Genomic DNA, 15,418 nt, shown 5'->3' with positions numbered 1-15,418 from the left:
CGCACTACACGTTCAAGGATTCCCTCATGAGTACGCCCCAGGACAAGCACGCAGAGCGGCCGGACTGGCGCATCGGCGTGCTCTATTCGCGCAGCGGCGTCACCGGAACCACGGAATCGCAGCACTTCTTCGGCACGGTACTGGCGGTGGAGGAGATCAACGAACTGGGCGGCGTGCTGGGGCGGCCATTGGCGCCGGTGGTGTATGACCCGCGCAGCGACGCCGAAGAGTACCGCCGGCTGGCGGCCAGGCTGCTGCTGGACGACGAGGTCAGCGTCATCTTTGGCGGCTGCACCTCGCACTGCCGCAAGGCCATGCTGCCGGTGGTCGAGCGCAGCAATTCCCTGCTGTGGTACGGCTCGGTCTACGAAGGCTTCGAATATTCGCCCAACGTCATCTATACCGGCGCGGCGCCGAACCAGGGCAGCATGCAGCTGGCTGCGTACCTGATCCAGAATTGCGGCTCGCGCATCTTCCTGGTGGGCGCGGACTACATCTACCCGCGCGAGACCAACCGCATCATGCGCGAGACGGTCGAGGAGCATGGCGGCGAGATCCTGGATGAAACCTATCTGCCCCTGGGCTGCGACGACAGCGAGATCAACGACGTGGTGGCTGACATTCGCCGCATCCAGCCGGACGTGGTGTTTTCCACCCTGATCGGCTCCGATGCGCAGCGCTTCTACCAGCGCTACCACGAGGCCTGCCAAGCCGAAGGCGCGGCCACCGCCCACATCCCCATCGCCAGCCTGACCATGGCGGAGTCGGAGGTGGCGGAGATCGGGCCGCGGCGCTGTGTGGGCCACATCACCGCTGCGACCTATTTCAATACGGTGGATACGCCCGCCAACGCGCATTTCCTGGAACGCTGGCGCGCCCGCTTCGGCGACCATCCCGCCAGCGTCTATGCCGAGACCTGCTACAGCCAGATGCACCTGTTTGCGCGCGCCTTGCAGCGCGTGGGCAGCATGGACACCCGCAAACTGGTGCAGGCGGTGCATCAGGTGCAGTTCGACGCGCCGGACGGGCAGATGTCGGTGCTGGCGGAAAACAACCATAGCGTGCTGACGCCGCGCATAGGCGTGTGCCGCGAGGACGGACGCTTCGACATCGTCTGGGAAAGCGACGAACCCGTGAAGCCGGACCCGTACCTCACCGCGTTCGGCCTGGACGAGTTCTGGTTGAAATAGCCATGGACCATAGCCTACGCCGCCTCTACGAGGACCTGCGCAGCGTGGCCGTCGCCGTGGTGTATCCGCCGGGCGAGGACCGCGACCTGCTGGTCGAACAGCTCAAGCGCATCGGTTGCCGCATCCATCTGCACTGGCCGTTTCCGGATGGCCCGCCCGCTGGCGTGGACGTCATCTTCTTCCAGGTATCGCAATGCGGCCGCAACAGCGCCGCCTGGACGGCCAGCGAGGTCGAGGCCACCCTGATCGCCTTGTCCGAGTACGAAACCCCGACCACGCTGAAGCAATTGCTGAAGACCAACGCGCACGGCGTGCTGACGCGGCCGTTCCGCTCCGCGGGGGTGCTCAGCACGCTGGTGCTGGCGCGTTCGGCCAAGCAGTTCCAGAGTCGCCAGCAGTCCAAGATCAACAAGCTGGAAAGCACGATCAAGGCGCGGCGCGTCATCGAAAAGGCCATCCGCGTGCTGATGGACCACCAGCGCCTGGATGAGCGCGCCGCCTATGAGCACATGCGGACCCGGGCGACGGGCCTGCGCGTGAGCGTGGCGGAAGTGGCCGCGATGATCGTCGAGGCCAGCGAGGCCATGGAAAAGCTTGGCCTCGGGGCCTTGCGCCCGGGGCCGTCCCAGAACAATTGAACGAACTGAATGCGCATGCCGAAGGAGCCGGACAATGAAGGTCATGATCGCCCGCCTGAACCACGAGACCAATACGTTCTCGCCGGTGCCCACGCCGCTGTCCGCATTCGGCAATGACGGCCCCGCCTTCGGCGCCCAGGCCTATGCAGAGAACAAGGGCAAGCGCACGGCCATGTCCGCCTTCATCGATATTGCCGAGGCCAACGGCGCGACGGTGGTGACGCCGGTTTCCGCCACGGCCTACCCCAGCGGCCGGGTGTCGGCAGAAGCCTATAGCCAACTGTGCGATGCAATCGTGGCCGGCGCTCAGGGCTGCGGCGCCATCCTGCTCGATCTGCATGGCGCGATGGTGGCCGAAACTACCGACGACGGCGAAGGCGACCTGCTCGAACGCCTGCGATGCCGCACGCCCGACGTACCCATCGCCGTGGCGCTGGACCTGCACGGCAATGTCACGCCCAAGATGATGGCCAACGCCGACGTGATCATCAGCTTCAAGACCTATCCGCACGTGGACATGTACGAGACCGGCGAGCACGCGGGCCGCATCCTGTACGACTGGCTCAATGGCGGCCCGCGCCCGGTGATGGCCTGGCGCCGCCTGCCGCTGATGACGCACACCCTGCGCAGCGCCACGGCCCAGGGCGCCATGCGCCGCGCGGTGCAGGCGGCGCGGGGCGCGGAAGCGGACGGCATGCTGGGCGTCTCCGTGCTGGCGGGCTTCGCCCTGGCTGACATCCCCAATCCATGCCTGAGCGTGGTCGTGGTGGGCTCCGGGCCGCGGGAGCAGGCGGAACGGGTCGCAAGCGATATGGCGCAGGCCATCTGGGCCGAGCGCGACGGCTACTTCTACGATAGCGAGCCCCTGGGCGAGTCGCTGGCCCGCGCGGCGCAACTGGCCCGCGGCGCGGACAAGCCCGTGCTCCTGCTGGACCATGGCGACAACTGCATGTCCGGCGGCACCTGCGACACCATGGAGGTGCTGACGGCCGCGGTCGACGCCGGCCTGACGGGCATCATTGCGGGCCTGTACTGCGACCCAGAGGCAGTCGCCGCGCTGGCCGCGGCGGGCGAGGGCGCGCAGGTGGAGCTGGCGGTGGGCAACAAACGGCCGATTCCGGCCATCGGCCGCCCGGCGGCGCCCGTGCTGCTGCGCGGAGTGGTCCGCGCCGTGACTGGCGGCGAGTATGTCATTACCGGTCCGACGTACACGGGGCAGACGGCATGCATGGGCCGCAGCGCGGTGTTGGACATAGGCGCCGCGCAATTGGTGATCACCGAGAGAACCCACGAGCCCTGGGATCTGGGCGTGTTCGAGAGCATGGGGCTGGATCCGCGCCGGGCCCGCTTCGTGCTGGTGAAGTCGCGCATGTATTGCCGCCCTGTGTTCGAACCTATCTCCCAGGCGCTGGTGGAATGCGCCAGCGCGGGCGTCACCAGCTCGGACTTCGCGCTGTTTCCCTATCAGCGGCGCAGCCGGCCGCTCCATCCGCTGGATCCCATGGCGCCGTCGGACTACGACCCCGCGGCCTGAAGAGGGGGGCATGGCGTCCGCATACAATACCGGCCATGGAAAAAGTACGTATCTCCAAGCTCATGTCCGAGCGTGGGCTGTGTTCGCGCCGCGAGGCCGACACCTATATCGAGCGCGGCTGGGTCCGCGTGGACGGCGTTGTGGTATCCGAACTGGGCGCCCGGGCCTACCCTGACCAGGTCATCACCCTGGAGCGCGCCGCGCAGGCGCGCCAGACCTCGCGCGTGACCATCCTGATCAACAAACCCGTGGGCTACGTCTCGGGCCAGGCCGAAAAGGGCTATACGCCCGCCGTGGCCCTGATCGACTCCCGCTCCCGCTATGCCGGCGACCGCGCGCCGCAGCGTTTCGAGCGTTCGCACCTGGACGGGCTGGCCGTGGCCGGCCGCCTGGACATCGATTCCCAAGGCCTGCTGGTGCTGACCCAGGACGGGCGCATCGCCAAGCACCTGATCGGCGAAGATTCCAGCGTGGACAAGGAATACCTGGTGCGGGTGCAGGGCAACCTGTCCGAAAACGGGTTGGCGCTGTTGAACCACGGCCTGTCCCTGGACGGCAAGGCGCTCAAGCCGGCGCAGGTGCGTTGGCAGAACAGCGACCAGCTGCGTTTCGTGCTGCGGGAAGGCAAAAAGCGGCAGATCCGCCGCATGTGCGAACTGGTAGGCCTGAAGGTGATAGGCCTGAAACGGGTGCGCATCGGACGGGTGTCGCTGGGTGACCTGCCGCTGGGCCAATGGCGCTACCTGCGCGAAGACGAGCGCTTCTGATTGGACGAACTGGCCGACAGGTGTTGTCGGGCAGTCCTAAATTTTTCAATCTGTTTCCGACTTCCGTTTATTTCATGAAAGCGGGAGTATTCTTCGCCTGCCCGACATCGCCCAGGCGCTCCATCAGGAATTCGATGAAGATCCGGGTCTTGGCGGGCAGCAGCCGCGTCTCCGTCACCGCGTAGACCGGAAACGGACCCAGTTGCCAGTCAGGCAGCACACGCTGCAATTGGCCGGACTGCTGTTCGGCCGACTGGTCGCCCAGCAGCACCACGATGCCCGCGCCCAGCAGGGCCAGGCGCCGGGCCATGGCGACGCCGTTGACGGAAAAGCGGTTGCCGGGAGTGAATTCGATGTGCTGCTGGCCGTCGGTCAGGGGCCAGCGGGTCACCTGTCCGGCGCCCTTGGCGCGGAACTCTATGCACTCGTGGCGGGTCAAGTCGCTGGGATGCCGCGGTTCGCCGTGCTTCTTCAGGTATTCGCGCGAGGCGTACAGATGGGCCGGCAGCATGCCCAAGAGCCTCGCAATCTGTGACGAATCGGGCAGTTCGCCGATTTCGATCGAAATATCGCAGGTCTGGAACACGCGCTGCGCGTGATCCGGATTGGCCAGGTCCAGGAAAAACGTGACGTCGGGGTAGCGGCGGGAAAATTCCATGAACGATTCAGCCAGGAAGTCCGTGCCGAAATCCGCGGGCATGTTCACCCGCAGCGGCCCGGCCGGCGTATCGACCAGCTTCTGCAGTTCCTCATGGGCGATCTGCGCCTCGGCCACGATGCGCTGGCAGCGGTCGAAGTACAGGCGGCCCGCGTCGGTCAGTTCGACCTTGCGGGTGGTGCGGCTGAGCAGGCGCAGGCCCACGGAGCGCTCCAGTTCGGCCACCTGGCGGGACAGTGTCGATTTCGGCACGCCGAGCATCGCCGCCGCGCGGCTGAAGCTGCGCGTTTTGGCGACTTCGACGAATAGTTCCATGCCTTGCAAGCGTTTCATGGCGGAATTTTGTCATATTCAACGGTGAAGCCATTGTCCCATAAATGGAATGATGTTTTCTCAACATGCCTCTTTGTTTCTGGGGCGGGATAACGCAGAATGCGAGTTCTGCAATGCAGCAATGCGACAAAGCCCAGCCTGCGTGTTCGAGGCAAATCCACCCAATCGATGCGCACGGAACGCTCATTACGCGATCCGGGGCGGGCTTTTTTTTTGTTGAAATCGGGAATGCAATCTATGGATAAGAAAAGCGCTATGTGGCGCAGCGCGGCAGTCGTCACGCTGACGGCATCGGCCCTCATGCTGGCCGCTTGCGGCAAGAAGCAAGACGCTCCCCAGGCGGGCAAGCCCCAGGTAACGGTAGTGACGCTTGCCACGCAGCCCGTTTCGCTGACGACTGAACTGCCTGGCCGCACCTCGCCGTTCCGCGTGGCCGAAGTGCGTCCCCAGGTCAATGGCATCGTCCAGAAGCGCCTCTTTACCGAAGGCGGCGAGGTCAAGGCGGGCCAGCAGCTCTACCAGATCGATCCCGCGCTCTACCAGGCCAGCCTGGACAGCCAGAAGGCCGCCCTGGCGCGCGCCCAGGCGCAGCAAAAGACGGCCGCGCTGCTGGCCGAGCGCTACAAGCCGCTGGTCGCCACCCGCGCGGTCAGCCAGCAGACCTATGACAACGCCGTCGCCTCGCGCGATCAGGCCGCCGCCGACGTGCTGTCGGCCAAGGCGGCGCTGGACACGGCGCGCATCAACCTGGTCTACACCAAGGTGCTGTCGCCCATCGACGGCATCATCGGCCGTTCGGCGGTGACCGAAGGCGCGCTGGTCACGGCCAACCAGACCACCGCCCTGGCCGCGGTGCAGCAGATCGATCCCATCTACGTCGACGTGACCCAATCCAGCGTCCAGCTGCTGCGCCTGCAGAACGCGCTGGCCAGCGGCCTGCTGAAGAAGGCCGACGGCGAGCAGGCCGCGCTGGTGACGCTGACCCTGGAAGACGGCTCGCAGTACGCCCAGCCGGGCAAGCTGCAGTTCTCCGAAGTCACGGTGGACCAGGGCACGGGCTCGGTCACCTTGCGCGCAGTGTTCCCCAATCCGGAACGCCGCCTGTTGCCGGGCATGTTCGTGCGCGCCCGCCTGGCCGACGGCGTGGCCGCCGACGGCCTGCTGGTGCCGCAGCGCGGCGTGACGCGCAACCAGCGCGGCGTCCCGACGGCGCTGGTGGTCAACGCCAAGAACCAGGTAGAACTGCGTGAACTGAAGACCGACCGCGCCATCGGCGACAAGTGGCTGGTCACCGACGGCCTGGCCGCTGGCGACAAGGTCATCGTGGAAGGTCTGCAGATGGTGCGTCCGGGGGCTGAAGTCGTCGCCACCGAAGCCAGTGCCGCGCAGCCGGCGCAGCAGCCGCAAGCAGCCGCCGCGGCGGCCAAGCAGTAGTAGTCAGGAGCCTTGCATGGCAAAGTTTTTTATCGATAGACCGGTCTTCGCATGGGTGATCGCGATCGTGCTGATGATGGCCGGCGCGCTGTCCATCCTGAAGCTGCCGGTCTCCCAATACCCCAACATCGCGCCGCCGGCCATTGGCATTGCGGTGACCTACCCGGGCGCTTCCGCGCAGACCGTGCAGGACACCGTGGTGCAGGTGATCGAGCAGCAGATGAACGGCCTGGACGGCCTGCAGTACATCTCCTCGGAAAGCAACTCCGACGGCAGCATGTCCATCACCCTGACCTTCACGCAGGGCACCAACCCTGATACCGCGCAGGTCCAGGTGCAGAACAAGCTGTCGCTGGCGCAGCCGCTCTTGCCGCAGGAAGTGCAGCAGCAGGGCATTCGCGTCACCAAGGCCACCAAGAACTTCCTGATCGTGGCGGGCTTCGTGTCCACCGACGGCTCGATGACCAAGGACGACCTGGCCGACTATGTCGCCTCCTATGTCCAGGATCCCATCAGCCGCACGCAGGGCGTGGGCGACTTCCAGCTGTTCGGCTCGCAGTACGCGATGCGCATCTGGCTGGATCCCGCCAAGCTCGTCAACTACGGCCTGACCACGGTCGACGTGGTGGCGGCGATCAAGGAACAGAACGTGCAGGTGTCGTCCGGCCAGCTGGGCGGCCTGCCGTCCGTGCGCGGCCAGCAACTGAACGCCACCATCATCGGGCCGTCGCGCCTGGAGAAGGCGGAAGACTTCGGCCGCATCCTGCTCAAGGTCAACGCCGACGGCTCGCAAGTGCGCCTGGGCGACGTGTCCTCCATCGAACTGGGCGGGCAGACCTACGCCATCGACAGCTTCTACAACGGCAAGCCGGCCTCGGGCCTCGCGGTCAAGCTGGCGCCGGGCGCCAACGCGCTGGATACGGCCCAGGCGGTGCGCGACACCATCAACAACCTGAAGCCTTACTTCCCGCCGGGCATGGACGTCGTCTATCCGTACGACACCACGCCGTTCGTCAGCCTCTCGATCCACGAGGTGTTCAAGACGCTGATCGAGGCCATCATCCTGGTCTTCCTGGTGATGTACCTGTTCCTGCAGAACTTCCGCGCCACCATCATTCCCACCCTGGCGGTGCCGGTGGTGCTGTTGGGCACGTTCGGCGTGCTGGCGGCGTTCGGTTATTCCATCAATACCCTGACCATGTTCGGCATGGTGCTGGCCATCGGCCTGCTGGTGGACGACGCCATCGTGGTGGTGGAAAACGTCGAGCGCGTGATGGCCGAAGAGGGCTTGTCGCCCAAGCAGGCCACCCGGAAGTCCATGTCGCAGATCACCGGCGCCCTGATCGGCATCGCCATGGTGCTGGCGGCCGTGTTCATTCCCATGGCCTTCTTCGGCGGTTCCACGGGCGTGATCTACCGCCAGTTCTCCATCACCATCGTGTCCTCCATGGTGCTGTCGGTGATCGTGGCCATCGTGTTCACGCCGGCCTTGTGCGCGACCTTGCTCAAGCCCATCCCCAAGGGCCATCATGGTTCCAAGAAGGGTTTCTTCGGCTGGTTCAACCGCGCGTTCGACCGCAGCAGCCACGGCTATGCCAATACCGTCGCTCGCGGCCTGAACCGCACCAAACGCCTGATGGTGGTGTACCTGGCGCTGGTTATCGCCATGGGCTGGATGTTCACCCGCATCCCGACCGCGTTCCTGCCGGACGAGGACCAGGGCATTCTGTTCGCCCAGATCCAGACGCCTGCCGGCGCGACGGCGGAAAGCACCAAGGCCGTCATCGACGACGCCACCAAGTATCTGCTGACCGAGGAAAAGGACGCAGTCACCTCGGTGTTCGCCGTCAACGGCTTCAACTTCGGCGGCCGCGGCCAGAACGCGTCCATCCTGTTCATCAAGCTGCGCGACTGGGAAGAACGCGGCGACGCGCGTCTGAAGGCCGGCGCCGTGGCGGGACGGGCCAACGCGCACTTCCGCAAGACGGAGCGCCGTGCGCAATTGTTCGTGGTGCCGCCGCCGTCCGTGATGGAACTGGGCAACGTCACTGGCTTCGACTTCCAGTTGATGGACCGCGCGGGCGTGGGCCATGAGCGGCTGCTTGCCGCGCGCAACCAGCTGCTGGGCGAAGCCGCCAAGAGTCCGGTCCTGCAGGGCGTGCGCCCCAACGGCATCGAAGACGCGCCGCAGTATCAGCTGGACATCGACCGCGAGAAGGCGCGCGCCCTGGGCGTGGCCGTCTCGGACATCAACAGCACGCTGGCCACGGCCTGGGGTTCGTCGTACGTCAACGACTTCATCGACCGCGGCCGCGTGAAGAAGGTGTTCGCGCAGGGCGAGGCGTCGTCGCGCATGCTGCCGGAAGACCTGAACAAATGGTACGTGCGCAACAAAGAGGGCGACATGGTGCCGTTCTCGGCCTTCGCCAAGGCCACCTGGAGCTACGGCCCGCAAAAGCTGAACCGCTATAACGGCGTGCCGTCGTACAACATCCAGGGCCAGGCGGCGCCGGGCTACAGCTCGGGCGCGGCCATGGAGGAAATGGAACGCCTGGCGAGCAAGTTGCCGGTGGGCGTGGGCTTTGAATGGACCGGGCTGTCGTTCGAAGAACGCCTGTCCGGCGCCCAGGCGCCCGCGCTCTACGCGATTTCGCTGATCGTGGTGTTCCTGTGCCTGGCTGCGCTGTACGAAAGCTGGACCATCCCGTCGGCGGTGATGCTGGTGGTGCCGTTGGGCATCATCGGGGCCTTGCTCGCCACCATGATGCGGGGCTTGTCCAACGACGTGTACTTCCAGGTGGGCCTGCTCACAACCATCGGTCTCGCGGCCAAGAACGCCATCCTGATCGTGGAGTTCGCCAAGGAGCACTACGAGCATGGCGCCAGCCTGACGGAATCGGCCATCCACGCCGCGCGGCAGCGCCTGCGTCCCATCCTGATGACGTCGCTGGCGTTCATCCTGGGCGTGACGCCGCTGGCGATCTCGTCGGGGGCGGGTTCGGGCAGCCAGAACGCCATCGGCACGGGCGTGATCGGCGGCATGCTGACCGGCACCTTCCTGGCCATCTTCTTTGTTCCGGCCTTCTTCGTGATCATGCTGCGCGTCTTCAAGGTCAAGCGCATGAGCGAAAACGTCGACGAGCACGACACCAGCGCCAACGGCACGCAGGGCGTCTCGACGGAGGGCCAACCGCAATGACATTTCCGATGAGAACCTTGCTGTCTGTTTCCCTGGCGGCGGCCCTGGCGGGCTGCTCGCTGGCCCCCACCTACGAACGGCCGGACGCGCCGATTGATGCGGCCTATCCCACGGGGCCGTCCTACCAGGCGGCCCAGCCCGCCGACGCGGGCGGCCTGATGACGGCCGATATCGGCTGGCGCGATTTCTTCGGCTCGGATCCGCTGCTGCAACAGCTGATCGAACAGTCCTTGGCGAACAACCGCGACCTGCGCGTGGCGGCCCTGAACGTCGAGGCGGCGCGCGCCCAGTACCGCATCCAGCGCGCCGACCTGATGCCCAGCATCGGCATCGCCGGCCAGGAATCGGCCCAGCGCTCGCCGGCCGACTTGTCGGCCAGCGGCCGCGCCACCACCAGCCACAGCTACCAGGTCGGCGCCGCCATGTCGGCCTGGGAGCTGGACCTGTTCGGCCGCATCCGCAGCCTGAGCGACAAGGCGCTGGAATCCTATCTGGCGCTGGATGAAACCCGCACTGCGACCCAGCTGACGCTGATCGCCGAAGTGGCCAATGCCTACCTGACCCTGCGCGCCGACCAGGAACTCGTCGGCCTGACGTGCGACACGCTCAAGAGCCAGCAGGATTCCTTCAAGCTCACGCAGCAGAGCTACGACCAGGGCCTGTCCACGGCGCTGGACCTGAGCCAGGCGGAAGTGTCGCTGCGTACCGCCGAGCGCAACCTGTCGCAATACACGCGCCAGGCCGCGCAGGACCGCAATGCGCTGGTCCTGCTGGTGGGCCAGCCGCTGTCGCCCGAGCTGACGGCGGCGCTGGACAACGCCGTCCAGCTCGACGATGGCATGCTGCCGACCACCTTGCCCGCCGGCCTTCCGTCGGACCTGCTGGCCCGCCGCCCGGACATCCGCGCGGCCGAACACCAGTTGAAGGGCGCCAACGCCAATATCGGCGCGGCGCGCGCCGCCTTCTTCCCGACCATCAGCCTGACGGGCTCGGCCGGCACCGCCAGCGCCAGCCTGGGCGGGCTGTTCGAAGGCGGCTCGGGCGCCTGGAGCTTCGTGCCCCAGATCACCGTGCCGATCTTCGCGGGCGGCTCGCTGCTTGCCGGCCTGGATCTGGCCAAGGTGCAGAAGAACATCCAGGTCGCGCAGTACGAGAAGTCGATCCAGACGGGGTTCCGCGAAGTGGCGGACGCCCTGGCCGGACGCGGCACCCTGGACGAGCAAATCCAGGCGCAGCGGCTCCTGGTAGCCGCCAACCAGCGCGCCTACGACGCGTCGGACCAGCGTTTCCGCCAGGGTATCGACGACTACCTGAGCGTGCTGGATTCGCAGCGTTCTCTGTACACCGCGCAGCAGGCGCTGGTGGATACGCGCCGGGCCAGGCTGTCCAATCTCGTCACCCTGTACAAGGTGCTGGGCGGCGGCTGGACCGAACGCACGGCGACCGCGCAGGCCCAGCAGCAGTAAGGGCAGGCGAAAAAAAACGGGCCGATCTTTCGATCGGCCCGTTTTCATTTCAGGTCCAGCAGAACGTCAGGCGCGTTTCTTGGCGATCAGGCCAACCACGAACAGCACGACGATCGCGCCGACGACCGATCCGATCCACCCGGCGGGTTCGCCCGGCGCGTACCAGCCCAGCGATTGGCCCAGGAAGCCGGCGACGACCGAACCGACGATACCCAGGATGGTGGTCATGATGATCCCCATGTTCTGGTCTCCGGGCATGATGGCGCGGGCGATCAAGCCCACGACGAACCCGACGATGATCATGATGATTATGCTCATGCGCGTACTCCTTGCTGGAAGTAAAAGGGGGCAGTGTGGCTAGATGATACTCACGCCCCGCGCACAGCGGCTGTAACAACTGGTGTATGGGGCGCGCGGGCAACATCGCGCCCTGCTGGCGCTCAGGAAGTCAGGTCGATCAACTGGCGCACGTCCTTGGTCATGGCCTCGATGCTGTCGGTATCCGAAGCCAGCAAGCGCGCCTTGCCGTCCTTGTCGAATATATACACGCCGCGGCTGTGCGTGACTTCGTACATATCGGCGTCGTCCCCGGGGCGCGGTTTCTCGATCTGGTAGGCCACGCGGTAGCGGCGCGCCAGGTCGGCGATCTGCTTTTCATCGCCGGTCACGCCGATGGCGTTGTTGTTGAAGGCGTTGACGTAGGCCTGCAGGATGTCCGGCGTGTCGCGGTGCGGGTCCACGCTGACGAACAGGATGCGCACGTCGCGGGCCTTGTCGCCCAGGTTCTGCAGCACGGCCGTCAACTGCGCCATGGTGGTGGGGCAGACGTCCGGGCAACTGGCGTAGCCGAAGAACAGCAGCACGGTCTTGCCCTTCAAATCGTCGCTGCTGACCAACTTGCCGCCTGCGCCAGGCAGGGAGAACTTCAGGTCGGGCAGGTGCCCCTTCACGTTGTACAGGGTCCAATCGACGTTCCTGTCGCCGCAGGCAGCGAGAAACACGCACAGGGTCAGCAGCAGGCTGCGCAGGGCGCGGCCGGAAATGAGGTGTCGCATGAGTCCAAGGGCCGGTAGGGGGTAAACCTTTTGATTCTACCCGCAAGCCGCGGGCAGGGCGCAGCGGGCAAGGGGCGCCGACTTGGGGGCGGCTTGTCCTGGCGCAAGCCGCGGGGCCGCCCCGTCCACTTGTAAAGCTTTGTCTAGTTATTGTTTGGAAGTGGCGAATTCTCCAGACCGGGTGCCATGGCTGCCGCTACATTCAGGGCCGTGTCAGATTTCAAGAGCTAGAGGCGCCACATATGGACATGCCGGTCAGGAATTCCTTGGGCTATCCCTACTATCCGTACTACCCCGTCGTGCTCGACATCCTGCGCAGCCGCCTGGCGGATTCGGTGCTGGACGCGCCTTGCGGATTGGGCTGGCTGGGCGACATGCTGCCCGCCGCCAGCGGCCGGCAGGTCGATATCGATGGCGTGGGTCTGTGGGAGTTTCCGCCGGCGGACGGCGGCTACCGCCAGGTGGCGGAGCACGACCTGGAAACGCCATTGACGGTTTCCGCTGCCTACGATGCCGTGGTCTGCTGCGAGGCGATCCATTTGCTGACCAACCCCGGCGTGCTGATGCAGAGCTTTTATCGCGCGCTGCGGCCGGGCGGCACGCTGATCGTCACCACGCCCAACACCTGGTACTTCCGTTCGCGCCTGCAGTTCCTGCTGCGCGGCTTTCATTCGGGGTTCCGGCCCATGGTCGGACGGCAGCGTGGCGAGGATTACGTCACGTACTTTCCGTGGAGCTTTCCGCAGCTGCATCTGCTGTTCAAGCACTACGGTTACACCGACATCACCTTGCACGACGTGGACGAGAACAAGCCCAAGCGCATGGCGGAGCATGTGCTGGCCGTGCCGTCGCGGCTCTACTACGGCCGCAGGCTCAAGCAGGCGCAGGATGAGGAAAGCCGTCGCTACTGGAAGCAGGCCGGTTCCGACCAGTCCGTGCACGGGCGCTGGCTGGTGATGTCGGCGCGCCGGCCGGTGGACGATTCCGCCGCGGCATAGAAAACGGCCCGCCAGGGCGGGCCGTCGGATTGCGCGCGGAGGCGCGGACGCTCAGGCAGGCGTCATGCCGCTATGGCGCAGCAGGGCGTCGATGCGCGGCGCGCGCCCGCGGAAGGCGGCGAAGGACTCTGCCGCCGGGCGCGATCCGCCCACGGCCAGCACCTCGCGGCGGAAGCGTGCGCCCGTTTCGGGATCCAGCGTGCCCAGCGCGTTGCCGGCCTGACGGGCCGCCGCCTCTTCGAAGGCTTCGTAGGCGTCGGCCGACAGCACCTCCGCCCACTTGTAGCTGTAATAGCCCGCGCCGTAGCCGCCCGCGAACAGGTGCGAGAAGGCGTGCGGCAGGCGGTGCCAGGCGGGCGGGAACAGCACGGCCACTTCCTGGCGCACTTCCTGCAGCAGGGCCAGCACTTCGGCAATCGACGCGCCCTGGGCGCGGTCATGCATCAGCATGTCGAACAGCGCGAACTCGATCTGGCGCACGGTCTGCATGCCGCTCTGGTAATTGCGGGCGGCGACCAGGCGGTCATACAGCGCGCGCGGCAGGGGCTCGCCCGTGTCGACGTGGGCGGACAGCTTCTGCACCACCGCCCATTCCCAGCAGAAGTTCTCCATGAACTGCGAGGGCAGTTCGATCGCGTCCCATTCGACGCTGGCGAAGGCCGCGGCGCCGGGTTCGTCCACTTCGGACAGCAGGGCGTGCAGCGCATGGCCGGTTTCATGGAACAGCGTGATGACGTCGTCATGCGTCAGGACGGCCGGCTTGTCGCCGTTGGGGCGCGAGAAATTGCAGGTCAGGTAGGCGATGGGCGTCTGCACCTTGCCAGCCACGACGCGGCGCGTGCGTTCGCTGTCGACCCAGGCGCCGCTCTGCTTGCCGGCGCGGGCGTACAGGTCCAGGTACAGATAACCAATGAGTTCGCCCTTGGGGCTTTCCACGCGCACGCCGCGCACGTCGCCATGCCAGGACGAGACGGGCGTTTCCGCCAGGCGCACGTCGAACAGGGTCTCGATGACCTCGAACAGGCCGGACAGCACGCGCGGTTCGGTGAAATACTGCTTCACCTCGTCTTCGGAATAGGCATAGCGCGATTCGCGCAGGCGCTCGGAAGCGTAGGCCACGTCCCAGGGCTGCAGGTCGTCCAGGCCCAGCTCGCCGGTGGCGTAGGCTTTCAGCTCCGCCAGGTCGCGCTGGGCGTAGGGCTTGGCGCGCGCGGCCAGGTCGCGCAGGAATACGGTGACTTCCTGCGCGTCGCGCGCCATGCGCGTTTGCAGGCGCAGCGCGGCGAAGGTGCCCAGGCCGAGCAGGCCGGCTTCTTCGGCGCGCAGGGACAGCAGCTCTTCGATGAGCGGCGAATTGTCGAACTTGCCATCGCCGTGTTCCGACGCCACGGTGCCGTAGCCGCGGTACAGCGCTTCGCGCAGCGTACGGTCCTGGGCATACTGCATCACGGGCAGGTAGCACGGCATCTTCAGCGTCAGCTTCCAGCCCGGCTTGCCGTCTTCCTCGGCCGCGGCGCGGGCGGCGGCCCGCACGTCGGCCGGAATGCCTGCCAGGCGGGCCTCGTCCTCGACCAGCAGCGACCAGGCGTCGATCGAGTCCAGCACGTTTTCGGAGAATTTCTGCGAGGCCTGGGCCTCGCGGTCGGAAATGGCGGCGTAGCGTTCGCGGTCGGCGCCTTGCAGCTCCACGCCGCTCAGGCGGAAGTCGCGCAGGGCCATTTCCACGATGCGGCGGCGCACCGGCGTCCAGGACGCGAAATCGGGGGCGGCGGCCAGGCGCTGGTACTGCTTGTACAGGCCTTCGTGCAGGCCGACCCAGGTGGAGAATTCGGTCACCAGGGGCAGGGCGGCGTTATACGCTTCGCGCAGCTCCGGGGTGTTGACCACGGCATTCAGATGGCCGGCGACCGACCAGGCGCGCCACAGGCGTTCCGAGGCGGTATCCAGCGGCTCAACCACGGCTTCCCAGGTGGGCGCCAGCGCGGGGTCGGCGGCGCGGTCCACGGCCAGGCGGGCGATGCCCAGCAGTTCCTCGACTGCCGGTACGATGTGTCCGGGTTTGACGGCCGCATAGTCGACGAGGTCGGAAACAGGGGCGAGCAGGGGATTCTGGGACATGGCGGTAGCGGCGGGAATAGGGACAAGA

The 15,418-nt window shown here is 66.3% G+C and carries 12 protein-coding genes; 8 read left to right on the top strand and 4 right to left on the bottom strand.

From position 1 onward, the window contains the following. The first annotated feature begins 26 nt into the window (after positions 1-26). From N5C88_RS23925 to N5C88_RS23910, 4 genes are read left to right on the top strand one after another with little or no spacing between them, the layout of a single operon-like run. On the top strand, positions 27-1,190 hold the full coding sequence (locus N5C88_RS23925; RefSeq protein WP_059374375.1) for a transporter substrate-binding domain-containing protein: 1,164 nt from the start codon (positions 27-29) through the stop codon (positions 1,188-1,190). A gap of 2 nt (positions 1,191-1,192) precedes the next feature. Continuing rightward, a complete protein-coding gene (locus N5C88_RS23920) occupies positions 1,193-1,828 on the top strand; it encodes an ANTAR domain-containing protein (RefSeq protein ID WP_054456633.1) in 636 nt (211 codons plus the stop codon). 34 nt (positions 1,829-1,862) lie between these two features. After that, a complete protein-coding gene (locus tag N5C88_RS23915; protein WP_280016367.1) occupies positions 1,863-3,362 on the top strand; it encodes a M81 family metallopeptidase in 1,500 nt (499 codons plus the stop codon). Positions 3,363-3,397: 35 nt separating this feature from the next. After that, a complete protein-coding gene (locus N5C88_RS23910) occupies positions 3,398-4,129 on the top strand; it encodes a pseudouridine synthase (protein WP_280016366.1) in 732 nt (243 codons plus the stop codon). A gap of 67 nt (positions 4,130-4,196) precedes the next feature. On the opposite strand, the gene N5C88_RS23905 is transcribed toward N5C88_RS23910, so the two are convergent. Next, positions 4,197-5,102 (bottom strand): LysR family transcriptional regulator, encoded by a 906-nt coding sequence (locus tag N5C88_RS23905; RefSeq protein ID WP_059374511.1) that lies wholly within the window; start codon positions 5,100-5,102, stop codon positions 4,197-4,199. Positions 5,103-5,375: 273 nt separating this feature from the next. Between N5C88_RS23905 and N5C88_RS23900 the strand changes: the two genes are divergently transcribed. Genes N5C88_RS23900 through adeC form a run of 3 tightly spaced genes read left to right on the top strand, consistent with a single transcriptional unit; the run spans position 5,376 to position 11,219 of the window. Further along, positions 5,376-6,554: an efflux RND transporter periplasmic adaptor subunit gene (locus tag N5C88_RS23900; RefSeq protein WP_118933564.1), complete on the top strand. Its 1,179-nt coding sequence runs from the start codon at positions 5,376-5,378 to the stop codon at positions 6,552-6,554. A 16-nt stretch (positions 6,555-6,570) separates the two neighbouring features. Then, positions 6,571-9,753, top strand: a complete 3,183-nt coding sequence (locus tag N5C88_RS23895; protein WP_251880548.1) for an efflux RND transporter permease subunit — start codon at positions 6,571-6,573, stop codon at positions 9,751-9,753. Beyond that, positions 9,750-11,219: an AdeC/AdeK/OprM family multidrug efflux complex outer membrane factor gene (gene adeC, locus N5C88_RS23890; RefSeq protein WP_280016365.1), complete on the top strand. Its 1,470-nt coding sequence runs from the start codon at positions 9,750-9,752 to the stop codon at positions 11,217-11,219. Before N5C88_RS23895 ends, adeC begins: the two co-directional genes overlap by 4 nt. Positions 11,220-11,285: 66 nt before the next feature. On the opposite strand, the gene N5C88_RS23885 is transcribed toward adeC, so the two are convergent. Together N5C88_RS23885 and N5C88_RS23880 are read right to left on the bottom strand one after the other, a co-directional pair. Further along, positions 11,286-11,537 (bottom strand): GlsB/YeaQ/YmgE family stress response membrane protein, encoded by a 252-nt coding sequence (locus tag N5C88_RS23885; protein WP_013393352.1) that lies wholly within the window; start codon positions 11,535-11,537, stop codon positions 11,286-11,288. 122 nt (positions 11,538-11,659) lie between these two features. Next, positions 11,660-12,274 carry an SCO family protein gene (locus N5C88_RS23880; protein WP_280016364.1) on the bottom strand — a complete coding sequence of 205 codons (615 nt, stop codon included), beginning with the start codon at positions 12,272-12,274 and terminating at the stop codon, positions 11,660-11,662. 242 nt (positions 12,275-12,516) lie between these two features. Between N5C88_RS23880 and N5C88_RS23875 the strand changes: the two genes are divergently transcribed. Next, on the top strand, positions 12,517-13,272 hold the full coding sequence (locus tag N5C88_RS23875) for a methyltransferase domain-containing protein (protein ID WP_251880544.1): 756 nt from the start codon (positions 12,517-12,519) through the stop codon (positions 13,270-13,272). Between the two features lie 51 nt (positions 13,273-13,323). Here N5C88_RS23875 and N5C88_RS23870 read toward each other — a convergent pair whose 3' ends face one another. Then, positions 13,324-15,390 (bottom strand): M3 family metallopeptidase, encoded by a 2,067-nt coding sequence (locus N5C88_RS23870; RefSeq protein WP_118933565.1) that lies wholly within the window; start codon positions 15,388-15,390, stop codon positions 13,324-13,326. Positions 15,391-15,418: the final 28 nt, after the last annotated feature.

This window comes from Achromobacter sp. GD03932, assembly GCF_029839485.1.
GTDB lineage: Bacteria > Pseudomonadota > Gammaproteobacteria > Burkholderiales > Burkholderiaceae_B > Achromobacter > Achromobacter bronchisepticus_A.
The sequence above is the reverse complement of the archived record's forward strand: the minus strand, read 5'-3'. Positions and strand labels throughout refer to the sequence as shown.

Excerpts from the sequence above, each read along its gene's own strand:
- N5C88_RS23925 (WP_059374375.1), top strand. The coding sequence starts at position 27 with ATGAGTACGCCCCAGGACAAGCACGCAGAGCGGCCGGACTGGCGCATC.
- N5C88_RS23920 (WP_054456633.1), top strand. The coding sequence starts at position 1,193 with ATGGACCATAGCCTACGCCGCCTCTACGAGGACCTGCGCAGCGTGGCC.
- N5C88_RS23915 (WP_280016367.1), top strand. The coding sequence starts at position 1,863 with ATGAAGGTCATGATCGCCCGCCTGAACCACGAGACCAATACGTTCTCG.
- N5C88_RS23910 (WP_280016366.1), top strand. The coding sequence starts at position 3,398 with ATGGAAAAAGTACGTATCTCCAAGCTCATGTCCGAGCGTGGGCTGTGT.
- N5C88_RS23905 (WP_059374511.1), bottom strand. The coding sequence starts at position 5,102 with ATGGAACTATTCGTCGAAGTCGCCAAAACGCGCAGCTTCAGCCGCGCG.
- N5C88_RS23900 (WP_118933564.1), top strand. The coding sequence starts at position 5,376 with ATGTGGCGCAGCGCGGCAGTCGTCACGCTGACGGCATCGGCCCTCATG.
- N5C88_RS23895 (WP_251880548.1), top strand. The coding sequence starts at position 6,571 with ATGGCAAAGTTTTTTATCGATAGACCGGTCTTCGCATGGGTGATCGCG.
- adeC (WP_280016365.1), top strand. The coding sequence starts at position 9,750 with ATGACATTTCCGATGAGAACCTTGCTGTCTGTTTCCCTGGCGGCGGCC.
- N5C88_RS23885 (WP_013393352.1), bottom strand. The coding sequence starts at position 11,537 with ATGAGCATAATCATCATGATCATCGTCGGGTTCGTCGTGGGCTTGATC.
- N5C88_RS23880 (WP_280016364.1), bottom strand. The coding sequence starts at position 12,274 with ATGCGACACCTCATTTCCGGCCGCGCCCTGCGCAGCCTGCTGCTGACC.
- N5C88_RS23875 (WP_251880544.1), top strand. The coding sequence starts at position 12,517 with ATGGACATGCCGGTCAGGAATTCCTTGGGCTATCCCTACTATCCGTAC.
- N5C88_RS23870 (WP_118933565.1), bottom strand. The coding sequence starts at position 15,390 with ATGTCCCAGAATCCCCTGCTCGCCCCTGTTTCCGACCTCGTCGACTAT.